11 protein-coding genes and 3 pseudogenes are annotated in these 16,367 nt (G+C 65.4%); 7 read left to right on the top strand and 7 right to left on the bottom strand.

Annotated elements, in window-relative coordinates:
* Positions 1–136: 136 nt before the first annotated feature.
* Positions 137–1,153: a class 1 fructose-bisphosphatase gene (locus AC1DN0_RS39155; RefSeq protein ID WP_045238606.1), complete on the bottom strand. Its 1,017-nt coding sequence runs from the start codon at positions 1,151–1,153 to the stop codon at positions 137–139.
* A gap of 127 nt (positions 1,154–1,280) precedes the next feature.
* Positions 1,281–3,980 carry an aminopeptidase N gene (gene pepN, locus AC1DN0_RS39150; protein ID WP_441628158.1) on the bottom strand — a complete coding sequence of 900 codons (2,700 nt, stop codon included), beginning with the start codon at positions 3,978–3,980 and terminating at the stop codon, positions 1,281–1,283.
* Between the two features lie 300 nt (positions 3,981–4,280).
* Here pepN and AC1DN0_RS39145 point away from each other — a divergent pair, with 300 nt between their 5' ends.
* The 3 genes and pseudogenes from AC1DN0_RS39145 to AC1DN0_RS39135 all read left to right on the top strand — a co-directional run bounded on the left by AC1DN0_RS39145 (position 4,281) and on the right by AC1DN0_RS39135 (position 8,770).
* A complete protein-coding gene (locus AC1DN0_RS39145; RefSeq protein ID WP_477146511.1) occupies positions 4,281–4,805 on the top strand; it encodes a DUF4136 domain-containing protein in 525 nt (174 codons plus the stop codon).
* 132 nt (positions 4,806–4,937) lie between these two features.
* Positions 4,938–7,225 (top strand): annotated as a pseudogene (locus AC1DN0_RS39140) (NADP-dependent malic enzyme).
* A gap of 1,275 nt (positions 7,226–8,500) precedes the next feature.
* Positions 8,501–8,770, top strand: coding sequence for a hypothetical protein (locus AC1DN0_RS39135; RefSeq protein WP_477112151.1), 270 nt, complete (start codon positions 8,501–8,503; stop codon positions 8,768–8,770).
* A 29-nt stretch (positions 8,771–8,799) separates the two neighbouring features.
* On the opposite strand, the pseudogene AC1DN0_RS39130 reads toward AC1DN0_RS39135, so the two are convergent.
* Positions 8,800–9,006: pseudogene (locus tag AC1DN0_RS39130) on the bottom strand (IS6 family transposase); the annotation flags it as partial.
* 468 nt (positions 9,007–9,474) lie between these two features.
* Between AC1DN0_RS39130 and AC1DN0_RS39125 the strand changes: the two are divergent.
* Together AC1DN0_RS39125 and AC1DN0_RS39120 are read left to right on the top strand one after the other, a co-directional pair.
* Positions 9,475–9,755: pseudogene (locus AC1DN0_RS39125) on the top strand (alpha-D-ribose 1-methylphosphonate 5-triphosphate diphosphatase); the annotation flags it as partial.
* Between the two features lie 227 nt (positions 9,756–9,982).
* A complete protein-coding gene (locus tag AC1DN0_RS39120) occupies positions 9,983–10,585 on the top strand; it encodes a DapH/DapD/GlmU-related protein (protein WP_477112150.1) in 603 nt (200 codons plus the stop codon).
* Positions 10,586–11,111: 526 nt separating this feature from the next.
* On the opposite strand, the gene AC1DN0_RS39115 is transcribed toward AC1DN0_RS39120, so the two are convergent.
* From AC1DN0_RS39115 to AC1DN0_RS39105, 3 genes are read right to left on the bottom strand one after another with little or no spacing between them, the layout of a single operon-like run.
* Positions 11,112–11,948, bottom strand: a complete 837-nt coding sequence (locus AC1DN0_RS39115; RefSeq protein WP_477112149.1) for a molybdopterin-dependent oxidoreductase — start codon at positions 11,946–11,948, stop codon at positions 11,112–11,114.
* On the bottom strand, positions 11,945–12,592 hold the full coding sequence (locus AC1DN0_RS39110) for a cytochrome b/b6 domain-containing protein (RefSeq protein WP_477112148.1): 648 nt from the start codon (positions 12,590–12,592) through the stop codon (positions 11,945–11,947). The genes AC1DN0_RS39115 and AC1DN0_RS39110 overlap by 4 nt, the downstream gene beginning before the upstream one ends.
* Positions 12,593–12,604: 12 nt before the next feature.
* Positions 12,605–13,267, bottom strand: coding sequence for a hypothetical protein (locus AC1DN0_RS39105; protein ID WP_477112147.1), 663 nt, complete (start codon positions 13,265–13,267; stop codon positions 12,605–12,607).
* A gap of 167 nt (positions 13,268–13,434) precedes the next feature.
* Here AC1DN0_RS39105 and AC1DN0_RS39100 point away from each other — a divergent pair, with 167 nt between their 5' ends.
* A complete protein-coding gene (locus AC1DN0_RS39100; protein WP_477112146.1) occupies positions 13,435–14,106 on the top strand; it encodes a heavy metal response regulator transcription factor in 672 nt (223 codons plus the stop codon).
* A complete protein-coding gene (locus AC1DN0_RS39095) occupies positions 14,103–15,566 on the top strand; it encodes a heavy metal sensor histidine kinase (RefSeq protein ID WP_477112145.1) in 1,464 nt (487 codons plus the stop codon). The genes AC1DN0_RS39100 and AC1DN0_RS39095 overlap by 4 nt, the downstream gene beginning before the upstream one ends.
* Before the next feature lie 552 nt (positions 15,567–16,118).
* On the opposite strand, the gene AC1DN0_RS39090 is transcribed toward AC1DN0_RS39095, so the two are convergent.
* On the bottom strand, positions 16,119–16,367 hold a 249-nt coding region (locus tag AC1DN0_RS39090), incomplete at its 5' end, for a tyrosine-type recombinase/integrase (protein WP_477112144.1).

Genomic DNA, 16,367 nt, shown 5'->3' with positions numbered 1-16,367 from the left:
CACCAACCGTCTGCGACGATGTCGGCCACATGCGGGTGCGTTGTCTGTTGGCGTGCGGGACAGGGACAAAGCATAAAAAAAACGGGACCAGCGACTGGCCCCGTTCCTTTCAACGCGTGCTGCTCGCTGGCGGCAATCAGCCCGCCGTCTTCTCTTCCTGGTGATAGCGCGTGACGCGTTCCACCTCGTTCTTTGACCCAAGGATCACCGACACGCGCTGGTGCAGTTTCTCCGGCTGGATGTCCAGGATGCGCTCAACACCGTTGGTGGCCGCGCCGCCGGCTTGCTCGACCAGCATCGCCATGGGGTTGGCTTCGTACATCAGGCGCAGCTTGCCGGGTTTTTCCGGTTCGCGCTTGTCCCACGGGTACATGAAGATGCCGCCGCGSGTSAGGATGCGGTGTACGTCGGCCACCATCGAGGCGATCCAGCGCATGTTGAAGTTCTTGCCGCGCGGGCCTTCGTCGCCGGCCAGGCATTCGTCGATATAGCGGCGCACGGGCGGGGCCCAGTGGCGCATGTTGGACATGTTGATCGCGAATTCCTTGGTGTCTTCCGGGATCATCACGTCGGATTGCGTCAGCACGAAGCTGCCGGCTTCGCGGTCCAGCGTGAACATGTGCACGCCGTTGCCGACGGTCAGCACCAGCGTGGTCTGCGGGCCGTACACGGCGTAGCCGGCGGCGACCTGGCGGCTGCCGGCCTGCATGAAGTCGGTCTCGGTTACGGTCTGGCCCGGCTTGGGCATGTGCAGTACCGAGAAGATGGTGCCGATCGACACGTTCACGTCGATGTTGGACGAGCCGTCGAGCGGATCGAACAGCAGCAGGTATTCGCCCTTGGGATAGCGGTTCGGGATCTCGTAGAAGCTGTCCATTTCCTCCGAGGCCATGGCGGCGAGGTGGCCGCCCCATTCATTGGCGTCGAGCAGGACTTCGTTGGCGATCACGTCCAGCTTTTGCTGGGTTTCGCCTTGCACGTTGCCGGTGCCGGCGGAGCCGAGGATGCCGGCGAGGGCGCCCTTGCTGACGGAATTCGAAATGGCCTTGCAGGCGCGCGCCACCACTTCGATCAGCAGCCGCAGTTCGGGCTCGATCGTGTTGTGCTTGCGCTGCTCCTCGACCAGGTAGCGGGTGAGGCTGATGCGACTCATGGGGATTCTCCTTGAATGGCGGCAATTCTACATGGGCGCCAGCCCGGCCGGCCACTGGGGCGGGCCCGCGGCCTGCCGGTGGCGGGCGGGCGGGGGCCCGCCATCCGCCACCAACCGCTGTGCTGCGTTACGCCGCCAGCGCCTTGCTGACGATCTCGCGGACGTCGCGCGACAGGTCGCTGGCCGCGGCCACCTGCTCCAGCGCCGCGCGCATGCGGTCGCGCAGCGGCAGGGCATATTTCTGCCAGCGGTCCATGACCCGCGCCAGGCGCGAGGCCACCTGCGGGTTGATGGCGTCCAGCGCCAGCACCTGCTCGGCCCAGAAGGCATAGCCCGAGCCGTCCTCGGCATGGAACTGCGCCGGGTTGGCCGCGCAGAAGCTGAAGATCAGCGAGCGCGCGCGGTTGGGGTTGCGCAGGTTGAAGGCCGGGTGCTGCATCAGCGCGCGCACGGTCTCGATGGTGCGCTTGCCTGCGTGGCCGGCGGCCTGCGGCCCGACGGTGCCGCGCTGCATGCCTTGCAGCGAGAACCATTTGTCGATCACCAGCGCGTCCTGCTCGAAGCGCTGGTAGAAATCCGCCAGCGCGGCTTCGCGCCCCGGCGCGAAGGTGTTCACCATCGCGCTCAGCGCGGCGAAGCGGTCCGTCATATTGTCGGCGGCCTGGTACTGCGCCTCGGCCAGCGCCTGCATGGCGGCGTCGCCGCTGTCGGCCAGGTAGCCCAGTGCCAGGTTGCGCAGTGCGCGCTTGCCCGCGGACACGGCGTCCGGGCTGTAGGCGCCGGGCGTGGCATTGGCTTCGAAGGCGGCCAGCCAGTCGGCCTTCAGCGCACGCGCCAGCGCTTCGCGCATGAACTGGCGCGCGCGGTGGATGGCGGCCGGATCGGCCACGCCCATGCGCTCGGCGAGGTAGGCCTCGGCCGGCAGCGTCAGCGTCTGTTCGCGGAAGGCGGGGCTGAGTTGCGCATCGTTGAGCACGGTGCGCAGTGCCGCCACCAGTGCCGGGTCGAGGTTGAGCTCGTGGCCGGCCTGGGACTGCGCCACCAGTTGCAACAGGGCGCGCGTGGTCAGGCGCTGGCCCGCTTCCCAGCGGTTGAACGGGTCGCTGTCGTGGGCCAGCAGGAAGGTGAGCAGTGCCTCGCTGTAGTCGGCATCGACGATGACCGGCGCGGAGAAGTCGCGCAGCAGCGACGCCAGCGGGGGCTCGGCGCCGCGCGGCAGGTTGACAAAGCGGAAGCTTTGCTCGGCTTCGGTGAAGTCCAGCACGCGCGTGGTGGCGCCGGGCTGGCTTTCGCCTTCGAGTTGCAGCGGCAGGTCTTTCCCGTCGGCGTCGATCAGGCCCAGCGCAAAGGGGATGTGGAAAGGCAGTTTGTCCGGCGTGCCGGGATGCGTTTCGATGCCCACCTTGGGGCAGCTTTGCGACAGCGTCAGCGTCAGGCTGCCGTTGGCGCCATCCCAGGCGGTGCGCACGGTAACCACCGGTGTGCCGGCCTGGCTGTACCAGCGGCCGAACTGGGTCAGGTCGCGCCCGTTGGCGTCGGCCATGGCCGCACGGAAATCGTCGCAGGTCACGGCCTGTCCGTCATGGCGCCGGAAGTACAGGTCCATGCCCTTGCGGAAACCATCGCGGCCCAGCAGGGTCTGGTACATGCGCACGACTTCGGCGCCTTTTTCATACACCGTCACGGTGTAGAAGTTGTTGATTTCCTCGTAACTGTCGGGACGCACCGGATGCGCCATGGGGCCGGCGTCCTCGGGGAACTGCACCTGGCGCAGCATGCGCACGTCCTCGATGCGCTTGACCGCGCGGCCGGATTCGGAGCCCATCATGTCGGCCGAGAATTCCTGGTCGCGGAATACCGTCAGGCCTTCCTTGAGCGAGAGCTGGAACCAGTCGCGGCAGGTCACGCGGTTGCCGGTCCAGTTGTGGAAATACTCGTGCCCGACCACCGATTCGATATTGCCGAAGTCGGTGTCGGTGGCGGTCTGGGCGTTGGCCAGCACGTACTTGGTGTTGAAGATGTTGAGGCCCTTGTTCTCCATCGCGCCCATGTTGAAGTCGCCCACCGCGACGATCATGAAGCGGTCGAGATCCAGCTCCAGGCCGAAGCGCCGCTCGTCCCAGCGGATCGAGTGGATCAGCGAATCCATGGCGTGCCGCGTCTTGGGCAGGTCCTGCGGCTCCACCCAGACCTGCAGCAGCTTTTCCTTGCCGGAGGCGGAGGCGATGCGTTCCTCGATGCACTCCAGTTTGCCGGCCACCAGCGCGAACAGGTAGGCGGGTTTCTTGAACGGGTCTTCCCAGACGGCTTCGTGGCGCCCGTCCGGCAGCTCGCGCTCGCCGATCAGGTTGCCGTTGGACAGCAGCACGGGGTAGGCCGCGCGTTGCGCGCGCAGCGTGACCCGGAAGGTCGACATCACGTCGGGGCGATCCAGGTAATAGGTGATCTTGCGGAAGCCCTCGGCTTCGCACTGGGTGAAGAAGTTGCCGTTGGACACATAGAGCCCGGACAGCGACGTATTGGCGGCCGGCTGGCAGGCGGTGACGATTTCCAGCGTGCCTTGCGCGGGAAGTTCGGGCAGGGTCAGGCTGTCCGCTTCCTGGCGCGCGCCATCCAGCGGCTTGCCGTCGAGGCTGACGCCGACCAGTTCCAGTTCCTCGCCGGCCAGCACCAGCGGGCCCGGTCCCTGGCGGGTGAAACGCAAGGTATTGGTGACCACCGTGCGGGCGGGATCGAGTTCAAGCACAAGGTCGACGTGCTCAAATGCGAAGGCCGGCGGAGTATAGTCTTTGCGGTGGACGGTAACGGGCGTGTCGGTGCGCAGCATGGAAGAATCCTGTCCTCTGTGGGCCACTTTGGGCGGCTTGGTCGCCATGGGCACGGGGGGAGGGAGGGGCGCAGCCCCTGCCGGGCCGCGCGCCCAGGCACTGAAAAACCCATTGTAGCCAAGCGGCGGGACGACGGCTCGGATGCGCCGCGGCGCCGCGGAATTTCGCCCGCCCGGCACGGTCTGAATCACGTGGCTAACAACAATCGGTGTGGGGGCATCATGACCGGACTATGGTTTTGCAGGGAATGGAGCCGGCTGGCCGGCAGGGGCTTGCGCGGCAGCAGGCTGGTGGCGGGCATGGCCCTGCTTGGCGTGGCGCTGCTGTCCGGCTGCGCCAGCACCGTCACCACGGAGGTGACGGCCTTCAGCCAGGGCAACTGGCAGAACGATCCGCCGCGCACCTATGCCTTTGATCACGGGGCAGGCAAGGAGGGCCGGTTCGAGGACCAGACCTACGAGCAATGGCTGGCGCAGGCGTTGACGGGGGTCGGCTTCGAACAGGTGGCGCGCCCGCAGGCGCACTACCTCGTCAATATGGAATACGACAGCAACTCGGGGCTGATGCGGGTGCAGGAGACCGTGTACCCTGATCCCTGGTATGGCGGCCCGTACTGGGGGCCTTACTACCGCCCTTGGGGACCCTGGGGCTGGGGCGGTCCGGGCTACTGGCCGCCGCAAACCGTCGTGCGCGATGTGCCGGTGACGCAGTCCACGCTGCGCGTGTTCTTCAAGGATGCGGCTACGGGGCGCCGTGTGTACCAGGTTACCGCGGGATGCACCTCTGGGAGGGGCTTCGCGCCGGGCTTGCGTGAGCTAGAATGACGGCTCGATTTTTCGGCCCGAGCCGCCGGCGCCCGTTTTTGAAAGCTGCAATGGAAGATTCCGGCAAGCACGCCGGATACGACCTGCGTGGCCCCGGCGGGCACTGGCTGGGCCACTTCCTGGACGAGCATAATGACCAGCAAGACCGGCGGTGATGCACCGCAACATGCCCCCAATAGTCCTGAAGCGCAATTGCGCCTGGCCGCGCTGGAATACCACCGCAGCCCGACCAAGGGCAAGATCCAGGTAACCGCGACCAAGGCACTGTCCAACCAGCGCGACCTGTCCCTGGCCTACTCGCCCGGCGTGGCTTACGCCTGCGAGGAAATCGCCAAGGATCCGGCGATGGCCGCCGAGTACACCTCGCGCGGCAACCTGGTGGCGGTGATCACCAACGGTACCGCCGTGCTTGGCATGGGCGATATCGGTCCCCTSGCCGGCAAGCCGGTGATGGAAGGCAAGGGCTGCCTGTTCAAGAAATTCGCCGGCATCGACGTGTTCGACATCGAACTCGATGCGCGCGACCCGGACAAGATCGTCGAGATCGTGGCGGCGCTGGAGCCGACCCTGGGCGGCGTCAACCTCGAGGACATCAAGGCGCCCGAGTGCTTCTACATCGAGAAGAAGCTGCGCGAGCGCATGAATATTCCCGTCTTCCACGACGACCAGCACGGTACCGCCATCATCTCGGCGGCGGCACTGCTCAATGGCCTGAAGGTGGTGGGCAAGGATATCGCCAAGGTCAGGCTGGCGGTATCGGGCGCCGGCGCGGCGGCCATCGCCTGCCTGGACACCATGGTGAGCCTGGGCGTGACCCGCACCAATGTCTCCGTGGTGGATTCCAAGGGCGTGATCTATGTCGGCCGCGACGCCAACATGGAGCCCAACAAGGCCCGCTACGCACAGGAAACCTCGGCCCGCACCCTGGCCGACGTGGTCGACGGCGCCGACGTGTTCCTGGGTTGCTCGGCTGCCGGCGTGCTGACCGCCGAGATGGTCAAGACCATGGCCGACAAGCCGATCATCCTGGCGCTGGCCAACCCGGAACCGGAAATCCGCCCGGAAGTGGCCAAGGCCGCCCGCCCGGACTGCATCATCGCCACCGGCCGTTCGGACTATCCGAACCAGGTCAACAACGTGCTGTGCTTCCCGTACATCTTCCGCGGCGCGCTCGATTGCGGCGCCACCAAGATCACGGAGGAAATGAAGCTGGCCTGCGTCAAGGCCATTGCCGAGCTGGCCGAAGCCGAGCTGAACGACGCCGTTGCCGCCGCCTATGGCGGCCAGGAACTGAAGTTTGGCCCCGACTACATTATCCCGACGCCGTTCGACCAGCGCCTGATCGAGAAGATCGCGCCGGCGGTGGCCAAGGCCGCTGAAGAATCCGGCGTGGCCACGCGTCCCATCAAGGACCTGGAGGCCTACCGCCAGCAGCTCACCCAGTACGTCTACCATACCGGCCTGATCATGAAGCCGGTGTTCACGGCCGCCAAGGCCGCGCCCAAGCGCGTGGTCTACGCCGAGGGCGAGGAAGAGCGCGTGCTGCGCGCGGTGCAGACCGTGGTGGACGAAGGCCTGGCGCGCCCGATCCTGATCGGCCGCCCGCACGTGATCCAGATGCGCATCGAGAAAGCGGGCTTGCGCCTGAAGGCCGGCGYGGACTTCGAGCTGATCAACCCGGAAGACGATCCGCGCTACCGCGCCTACCACGAGGCCTAYCACGCGCTGCGCGGCCGCGACGGCGTGACGCCCGACATGGCCAAGGTGGCGCTGCGCCGCTCCAATACGCTGATCGGCACCATGCTGATGCATATGGGTGACGCCGACGCGCTGCTGTGCGGCACCGTGGGCCGCTTCGAAGCCCACCTGGAGCACGTGCGGGACGTGATCGGCCTGGCGCCGGGCGCCAAGGTGTTCGCCGCGATGAACGCGCTGATGCTTGAGAAGTACACGCTGTTCATCACCGACACCTTCGTCAATGACGACCCCACCGCCGAGGAACTGGCCGCCATCACGCAGCTGGCTGCCGAGGAAATCGCGCGTTTCGGCCAGCATCCGAAGGTGGCGCTGATGTCGCACTCGATGTTCGGCTCGTCGAACCGGCCGTCGGCCCGGAAGATGCGCGCGGCCCAGGAGATCCTGGCCCGCGAGGCGCCGCACCTGGAAGTGGAAGGCGAGATGCAGGGCGACGCCGCCCTGGTCGAGGATGTACGCCGCCACTTCCTGCCTGGCACCAAGCTGGCTGGCAGCGCCAACCTGCTGTCAACCTGCTCAAGATCACGGGCGGACAGGGTGTCACCATTGGTCCGATCCTGCTGGGCGCGGCCAAGCCGGTGCACATCCTCAACCCGCAAGCCACCACGCGCCGCATCGTCAATATGACGGCGGTAGCGGTGGCGGAAGCCAACGCGCTGCGTTAGTAACGGTCCTCAACAGCAGCAGTGGGTGGCAAGTCAGCATGGCCGTCCTTCCACGAAGGGGGATGTGTTAAGTAAACCATGCACGTATTGCAGCATGCCGCGGGAGTGGCCAAAAGCGGGGGGCAAGTCCGTCAGAAAAAGGGAGGATTGTCTACTGACACTATCGGAGCATCCGCTGGCGCGGCTGTGCAATCGGTGCTGTGGGTTCCGGCGCAAGCGGCGGCGAAACCCGTGCTTTCTCGTGGAGAACTTCGTCCTGTCCATCCGCTGTGCCAGCAGAACAGAACCGCGATGGCGGGTCGCCGGCGCAGCGGACGCATTCACACGAGTGTATATTTCCCGGGATTGCCGGCACCGGGGGCCCACGAAACCGCACGCTGCTTCGCATGGGATTGCTCCCGGTGGCAGGCTTCCAGCCGTTGCGGTGGCGTTCCTGGCTGGCCAAGCACAGCAATTTTACCCCTGGCAGCGTAACCAATACGGCCATTGCCAACTTCGGCTGCTGATTCTGCTTTTCTGCGACACAACCCTATCGGGTGCTCATGTATGCATTGAATAAAGCTTCAACTCGGATTGGGGTGTCAACGTTCAGGTGTCATATGTCAGCCGGACCCATACCACGATCTCCCCAGGAGACACCGATGCATCGGGCTCGTCTGGCAACGGGCTGGGCGATGTGCGCGTGGTCGGTCGCTACCAGGGGCTTCTGGAGAGAAAGAACTTTGGCTCGCAGTTCGGCGTCAAGCAACCGGCTGGTTCCACCAGAATTTTGATTCGGGGCCTTCAGCCGGAACCCCACTCGAGGGAGCACTTGCAAGAGGTAGAGCAGCAGTTTCTCCAGGGCGACTTTTCGGATCCTACCCACATTCACGGCAAAGACATGCCCGGTGCATCCGAACTTCGTGCGGCCAAAGCAAGTCAAATCGCCATTGGGTATCGAGATGTTGAAAGGGGGGCGAGCTAGTCTATTGAACATCGGCCCCCAAGTTGGCCGCTGCCCTGGACAAATGGTTTGACGCCCATTTCTCCGACCATGGCCCGGATGCCATTGAAGGTCATCAGCATCATCACGGCGACATGCCCTAAGAGGCAACCATACTCGACGGTACCCTGAGCCTTTCAGGCCGCCGGTGTCGGCCTACCGCTGAGGTAGTTGATAGACACGGCAAATATTTCGATAGCCGAACTGGTGGCATGCATGTTGGCAGGCGGCTCCGTCGGCTCGTGCCGTCAGCGGAACGCGCACAACGGCAACTTTCATCGAGATGACTTCCAATGAAGAAGCTGCTTAGCCCCCACGAGATTGCAGTGCTTTTGGTGCTGTTCAGCGCGCCTGGCCAAGTCCCACTCGCCGACCCTGACGCAATCATTCTCCAACAAGAGTTGTTGGCGGAAGTCGTCGAAACGTCTTCCGCCGGTACCGAGTACCGACTGACCCCCGAAGGTAAGGCACTACTCCAGCGCCTGGGAATAAGGCACGCCGCCACTCCCGCCGCACCGGAAGCTGGATTGTCGCGCAGGACATCCAGTTCGGCGACGTGCTGATCGACAGCTTGCCACAGTAGATAAGGCTAGCCGCGCAGGGTGACGAACACCTCGTCGAGATGCCACGCGCTGCCGGAATTGGAGCGAGCCGCCTTGGCGCGATGTGCGAAGCCCGCGCCGAACTTGTCGCACCAGCGGCGGACCGTCTCGTAGCTGACGATCACGCCGCGCTCGAACAGCAACTCTTCGATGATTTGGTGACTTTGATATGGCATTTTCCAAACCACAGTCCTCACCGAAGACGCCTGATGCAATCTCGGCAGCGCGGATGTCTTCGATCTGCCGCTAGACTGCAACCCCCGCCCCAAGGTCGGGCGGGGTATGCGGCACTGCTTTGTCTGTCGTTGTCATGGTGTTGTCAACCCCACAGGTTCTAATCATTGCGATGTCACGCATTGCCGGGCGCCAGCCGTGATAGAAAGATGAAGTACATCGCTCGCGTAAACGATCACTCGATATTTCCCATATAAATCATCTAGACGTCGAGATTAATAGATGCGCCATGACCATTCTCTGGATGAGCATGAACACCGGTGAGCGCCACTCTAGCCTTCACTGCTTCCGCTTTGCGGCGAGAGCGGATGGCGGTCTTCACGCACGTGCAGTGCTCCCAGAAGTCGCGACGCGCAGCCTCGAATTACAACCACTACGCTGCGTATTAAAGCAACACTACACAGAGGCAGACACACATACGGAGCGCGTCGATGCTGATCAGGAACGCTCGCGTCGTCACGCGAGATGAAGAACTTACAGGCTCCTTGCGTATCGAAGACGGCCTCATCCGCGATCTGGAGCGCGGCATCACGTCCGCTCGCGAGGCCGCTGACTGGGACGGCGACTATCTGTTGCCTGGCCTGATCAAACTGCACACGGACAATCTCGAGAAACATCTCGTGCCGCGTCCCGGCGTGCGGTGGAACATCGGACGCGGCGTTCGTGATTCGCGATGCGCAGGTGGACCGCGCCCAGCATCACGACCGTCTTCACCAGATGGTGTCGTTCCTGTTGATCGCCACCTTCGTACCGGTCGCTTGCACCGAACGCGTTTCCGCCTATCTGCGCAGCCTCGTTATGTGAGTGCGGGGCAAGCGCAGTCGCTGTCACCTCAACATTGAATTGCGAGATTTTATGCTGATTAATCATGGCGTCTCTGCGGATCCGTGGACGCTCGGCCGTGTCTTGTCAGAATAGCCGGAGATCCATTCGACGGCAGTGGTTCGCGCTAGCGACTTTGGCCGCTACACCTATCTCGGCCCACGCAGTCATGTTGCCGAATCAGTAATCGGCGACTACGGCTATGCGATGGGCGACAATCAGATCGCCCACGCACTCATCGGCAAGTTCGCCAACATCGCCACCGGCGTGCGCATCAACCCGCCCAACCACCCGTCGTGGCGGGCGACCCACCACCACTTTACCTATCGCTCACGCTCGTATGGGCTCTCGCTCGACGACGACGCCGGCATCTTCCAATGGCGCGCGCAGGACAGGGTCGAGATCGGTCACGATGTGTGGCTCGGCCATGACGCCATCATCATGCCCGGTGTCACTATCGGCACGGGGGCAGCCGTCGGTTCAGGAGCGGTCGTGACCAAAGATGTGCCGCCATTCGCTATCGTCGTCGGAGTGCCGGCGCGCGTGCTGCGCTTTCGCGTCGACACGCACACTTCAGAACGGCTGCAGCAGATCGCCTGGTGGCACTGGAACCCCGAGCAAATCGATGCGGCCTTGGCCGATTTCCGCGAGCTCACTGCGGTCGAGTTCGCCGAGAAGTACGGCGGCCAACTTCGCGCGGAAAGTGGGGAAAATGCCTGAGTGGCGATTTTGCCTAGCTAGCAGGGTGCTGAAGTACTCGCTGCGCACGGGCAGAGCTTCCCGCTGCGCAGCTCGTATGCCCAGCATTTTTCACAATCCGGAAGCCAGCCGCCATTTCATCGGTTTTCCAGCGGTTTGGCGCCCGTTTTCGGCTCACTCGCCAAGCATTACTCCCACTGCGGACGGATTTTCATTGGCCTGTATCGCTATACGCGCAAGCCCATGTACGTCTCCCTCAAGCTCATACTTCTGGGTTGAGCGATGTCGTTCGGCTTCCCGGGCTTGCACAACTACGCCATCATCGTCGGAGTCGCTTTCCACTTGCGCGTAGTCTTTGGGGAGGAGCCTTGGCTTGCACACACGCATGGTGCCAAGTGGTACGAGTACGCCCGCCAAGTGCCACGCTGGCTCCTTTGAGCGCCTTGGAGGCACGTCATATGGCAAGCGATGGTCGCAGCGAGAAGGCGGACACGGGCATGGTGCCGCAAGTCGCAAACCGCGGGATCATGCGTCGCGCCAGATCCCGCTAGATACCGCTGAACCAGTTGTAGCCCTGGTCTTCCCAGTAGCCGCCCGGGTTCTCGTTGGTGACGAACAGGGCGGCGATGTGCTTGGGATTCTTGAAGCCCAGCTTGGTCGGCACGCGCAGCTTGAGCGGATAGCCGTACTTGGCGGGCAAGGGCGCGCTTCCGAAGTCCAGCGCCAGGAGGGTCTGCGGATGCAGCGCCGTCTCCATGTCGAGGCTGGAGTAGTAGCGGTCCGCGCATTTGAAGCCGACATAGCGCGCCGTTGTGTCCGCGCCGATGCGCTGCAGGAATGTGCGCAGCGGCACACCGCGCCATTCACCGATGGCGCTCCAGCCTTCGATGCAGATATGGCGCGTGATATGGCCCGCCTGCGGCAGCGCGCGCAGCCGCGCGAGGTTCCAGGGCCGCTTGTCGGTAACCAGGCCGGAGACTTCCAACTGGTAGTCATTGCCGTCCACCTCGGGTACGTCGAACTCCTGGTAGAAGGCGTTGAAGGGAAACGGCTGGGTGATCTGGCCGCGTGCATAGCTGGGCGCCAGCCGGTTGCGGTTGAACAGCCAGGCCTGCACGCGGTCGTTCCAGCGCGACATGGACCACAGCACCTTGTCAACGGTGTCGCCGTCCTGCAGCGTGCAACCGGCCAGCATCGACAGCGCGCCCAGCGACAGCGAGGAGCGCAGGAAATTGCGCCGCTCCAGGCGCGCGAGTTGCGGCCGGAAGTCGGCCACGCTGAGGCGCTGGTGCGGGGGCTGGATGATGCTGGCGGTTTCACGGCCGGCTTCGCGGGCCGGGTCATCGTGGCGCGCGCCTGGCGCCTCGCGGGTCGCATCGGTCATGCTTTGGCCTCTCCACGATGGCCGCGCGGGGCGCGGCCGGTGAACATCGGCAGAAGGGTGGATGGCACCACGATCACCAGGGCCAGGTGCACGGCGACGAAGCCGACGATGCCCGCCATGGCGAAGAAGTGCACGCGGCGCGCGGTATCGAAACCGCCGAACAGATCCGCCAGCCAGTACAGTTGCACCGGCTTCCAGATCGCCAGCCCGGACGCCACCACCGCCACGCCCAGTAGCAGCACCGCCGCATACATCATCCGCTGCACCGCGTTGTAGGCGCCGGGGCGGTGCGGCAGCCTCAGGCGCAGCGCCAGGCCCGCGTCGCGCAGCACGGCGCCGGGGCCCAGCGGCAGGAAATGGCGGCGGAAGTGGCCTGTGACCATGCCGTAGCCCAGGTACAGCAGTCCGTTGGCGCACAGCAGCCACATCGCGGCGAAGTGCCAGGCGATCGAGCCACCCAGCCAGCCCCCCACCGTGGCCCACGCCGGGAAGCGGAAGCCGAACAGCGGCGAGGCGTTGTAGATGGCCCAGCCGCTCATCACCATGCAGGTCATGGCAAAGGCATTGATCCAGTGCGTGGCGCGTACCGCCAGTGGATGGACAACGGCGCGGCGCTTGCACGCGGGGGAGGCTGGCTTGCGCATGGCGGGACTGCCTTACATGGGTGGCACGACACCGTTCTTGCCGGCGGAGATGAAGCGCGCGCTCAGCGCGCCGTCGGCCGTCTTGCTGGCGAACAGCACCACGTGGGTGCCTGGCACCAGCAGCGAGCGGTCGCCAGGTTCGAGGTTGACAATGGGCACGTCGGCCGGGATCACGATGCGCTTCTCGCCTTCGAGATACTTCACGGTGATGGTGCGGCCGTTGCTCACCACCACGCTGCCGACGGTGCCGTTGGTCATGCTGCTGTTCTTGCCCAGGTCCCACGCGCGGTGGCCCTCGCCGGTGCCGCGCATACTGGGCGGGAATACATGCACCTCGAGCGCCTTGAGCGAGCCGTCGGCCTGCGGCACCGCCGCCGTGCCGATGTAGCTGCCGGACTGGATCTCGTCCACCTTGGCCAGCGTCACGGCGCGCACGGCGGTGTCCTTGGCGAGGGCCACGTCCAGGTCCTGCCCCGCGCGCGTGCGTACCTTCAGCGTGTCGCCGGAGAGGGCGGTGATGGTGCCGCGCACGCCGGTCGGGGCGGTGGCGGGCGCGTTGGCCGGGGCAGCCGCGGCGTTCTGGGCCAGCGCGGCGGGCGCGCCGGCGACGGCGGCGCCGGCCAGCAGGGTGGCGGCCAGCACGGTGCGCGCCAGCTTGCTCGAAACGAAGGTCATGCTGTTTCTCCGAGGGAAAATTGCTGATAGGTTAGGATGGCACCCGGGTCGTTCTGGTGACTTTTTGATGACAAAGGTGTCATCGACCTGCTGCGGCGCCGTCGCTAGAATGGCAGTTCGACCGCTGCTCCCCACCGCGTCCCTCAACCGCGTCCCCCACCCGCATCATGAGCATCCTCGTCATCGAAGACGATCCCAAGACCGGCGACTATCTCCGCAAAGGCCTGCGCGAGAGCGGCTACACCGTGGACCTGGCGCGCACCGGCACGGACGGCCTGCACTTGGCGCTGGAGCACCGCTATGACCTCGTCGTGCTCGACGTGATGCTGCCGGGCATGGATGGCTGGGAGATCATGCGCTCGCTGCGCGCCCAGCGCGACCTGCCGGTGATCTTCCTGACCGCGCGCGACCACGTCAACGACCGCATCCGCGGCCTCGAACTCGGCGCCGACGACTATCTCGTCAAGCCGTTCTCCTTCGTCGAGCTGCTGCTGCGCGTGCGCACGCTGCTGCGGCGCGGCGTGGTGCGCGAGGCGGAGGCGTTCGAGTACGCCGACCTCAAGCTCGACGTCCTGCGCCGCAAGGTGATGCGGCAAGGCGTGGAGATCGCGCTGACCAACAAGGAGTTCCTGCTGCTGCACCTGCTGGTCAAGCGGCAGGGCGAGGCGCTCCCGCGCACGCTGATCGCCGCCGAGGTGTGGGACATGAACTTCGACAGCGACACCAATGTCGTCGACGTGGCCATCAAGCGGCTGCGGGCCAAGGTCGACCAGCCGTTCGAGAGGAAGCTGATCCACACCGTGCGCAGCATCGGCTACACCTTCGGCGAAGGCGCATGAACGTCTGGCTCCAGCGCCCGCACTCGCTGGTGGCGCGCACCATGCTCCTGTTCGCGCTGATCGCCTGCGCGGTGATCGTCGCGCTGGGCGCGTACTTCTACGACTCCGCCAGGACCTCGATGGAAGCGCGCGCCGACCTGCAGCTTATCGGGCGCGTGACACATTTCCGCCGGCTGGCGCGCAGCGTCTACACGATCTCCGAGCTCAAGGACCGGCCGCTGCTGTTCGAGACCATGCTCGGCGCCGAGCGCGACGTGCTGCTCTTCCGCAGGCCGGGCGAGCCACCCTTCATCCACGTCAACCCGGACGACCTGCCGGTGCCGCCGGCGCTTGCCGCGCTGACCCCCGCGGACGGCGCCAGCCTCACCGCCGCCAGCATCCTGCGCACGCAGCTCGACAGCGGCGTGCCGATCCACTGGGCCGCGGCGCGGGCGCGCTCGAACGACGACGGCAGCGTGGTCGAGGTGATCGCGGCCCATCCGATGAACAACGAAGCGCAGATGCTGGCCGCCTACCGCGACCGCGTTCTGCTGGCCACGCTGGTGGGCATGCTGGCGGCCACCGCGCTCGCGTTCCTCGCCATCCGGCGCGGGTTGCGGCCGGTGGGCAGCATCGCCGCGCGCGCGTCACAGATCAGTCCCGTCAGCCTGGCGGTGCGGCTCGACGAGCATGGCGCGCCGGACGAGCTGCGCAGCCTGGTGCGCGCCTTTAATGCCATGCTCGACCGTCTGGGCGAAGGCTACGAACGTCTCTCGCAGTTCTCGGCCGACCTGGCGCACGAGATCCGCACACCGGTGGGCGCGCTGATCGGGCAGACGCAGGTGACGCTGAGCCAGCCGCGCAAGCCGGAGGAATACCGGGAGGTGCTTGAGTCCAACTTGGAGGAGCTCGGCCGGCTGAGGCATATCGCGGAGAACATCCTGTTTCTCGCGCAGGCGGACCACGCGCGGCTGACCATCGAGCAGTCGGCGGTGCCGCTGCGGTCGGAGTTGCACAAGATCGCGGAATACTTCGAGGGGATCGCCGACGAGAAGGGAATGCGCTTCGATGTGGAGGCCGACGGCACGCTCTGGGCCAATGCGCTGCTGTGCCGCCGCGCCATCAACAACCTCGTCGTCAACGCGGTGCGCTATGGCGCGCCGGGCAGCGTGGTGCGCCTGAGCGGCGTGCAGCAGGCCGACGGCACGCTGATCTGCGTGGAAAACCGTGGCGAGCCGATCCCGCCGGCCCAGCTCGGCCGGCTGTTCGACCGTTTCTACCGCGGCGATGCCGCGCGCAGCGGGCTCACCGAGTCCAGCGGCCTGGGCCTGGCCATCGTCAAGGCCATCATGGGCCTGCACAAGGGGCAGGCCGATGCTGCCTGCCCGGAGCCGGGCCTGATCCGGTTCACGCTGCATTTCCCGCTGGCGCCGGCCAGCAGGGCAGGCGCGCGCATGGAGAGTAGCTCTCGCGGGCCGTAGACCGGGCAGCCGAGCCGGTGCCGTCTGTGCGGGTGAAGTGCTGTTTGATTTCTCCTGAACATACTGCGCAATCTGCAACACAGACCCGAGCCGCTGCTTGTTGTCCACAATCGCGCCTCCAGGTTCGGCCCGAAGTCGGCGTAACTGTCGCGGATCAGGCCCGCACGCGGGATTCAGACCCGGCAGCAACGGTTGTGACCCGGCTGACCCCATTCACGGGAAACGAGGCCCGGAGTCTTTTGCCCTACGCGAAGCCCGTCTTAGCATGACAACGCCACGGACGGGATTAGCCGGCCGTGGACCTACCCTCGGGAGACGCGATACCGACCCTCACCCTTCCGTTGCGCATCCCTATCCAGCGCCCGCTCCGCCTCATCACCCGTCGCACCCTTGTAAATGAGATGCACCCCAATCGCCAGCGAATCATGGAGGATTTCTTGGAGGGCCTTCCATGCACTGAACGGGTCGCGGAAGCAGCCGCGTATCCTGCGCTGAGCCGCAGGTGCGGCTCATAGCCGTGGGCAAAGGCCATGGATTGGCATGCGCGCGCGCCTACGTCTTGCTGGTCCAGCCGATCCGATGCCGCTCCTGTGTGGCCTGGTGCCGCGCATCGTCTTCCGTATGCAGGTAAGCGCTGGTGGTCGAGATGGACGCGTGCCCGAAATTGTCCCGCACGAAACGCAGGTCCACCTGCTGGTCGGTCATGTGCGACCCCGCGGTATGGCGCAGCCAGTGCGCCGAGGCGCTGGCGAGCACCGCGGCCCGGCTTTCCCACTCGGGGCCGCGCGCGCGCAGGCGCGC

The organism is Cupriavidus sp. 05N39 (genome assembly GCF_056397325.1).
The sequence above is the reverse complement of the archived record's forward strand: the minus strand, read 5'-3'. Positions and strand labels throughout refer to the sequence as shown.

What these genes read in the sequence shown, in the direction of transcription:
- pepN (WP_441628158.1), bottom strand. Translation starts at nt 3,980, where the DNA reads ATGCTGCGCACCGACACGCCCGTTACCGTCCACCGCAAAGACTATACT.
- AC1DN0_RS39145 (WP_477146511.1), top strand. Translation starts at nt 4,281, where the DNA reads ATGGCCCTGCTTGGCGTGGCGCTGCTGTCCGGCTGCGCCAGCACCGTC.
- AC1DN0_RS39135 (WP_477112151.1), top strand. Translation starts at nt 8,501, where the DNA reads ATGAAGAAGCTGCTTAGCCCCCACGAGATTGCAGTGCTTTTGGTGCTG.
- AC1DN0_RS39115 (WP_477112149.1), bottom strand. Translation starts at nt 11,948, where the DNA reads ATGACCGATGCGACCCGCGAGGCGCCAGGCGCGCGCCACGATGACCCG.
- AC1DN0_RS39110 (WP_477112148.1), bottom strand. Translation starts at nt 12,592, where the DNA reads ATGCGCAAGCCAGCCTCCCCCGCGTGCAAGCGCCGCGCCGTTGTCCAT.
- AC1DN0_RS39105 (WP_477112147.1), bottom strand. Translation starts at nt 13,267, where the DNA reads ATGACCTTCGTTTCGAGCAAGCTGGCGCGCACCGTGCTGGCCGCCACC.
- AC1DN0_RS39100 (WP_477112146.1), top strand. Translation starts at nt 13,435, where the DNA reads ATGAGCATCCTCGTCATCGAAGACGATCCCAAGACCGGCGACTATCTC.
- AC1DN0_RS39095 (WP_477112145.1), top strand. Translation starts at nt 14,103, where the DNA reads ATGAACGTCTGGCTCCAGCGCCCGCACTCGCTGGTGGCGCGCACCATG.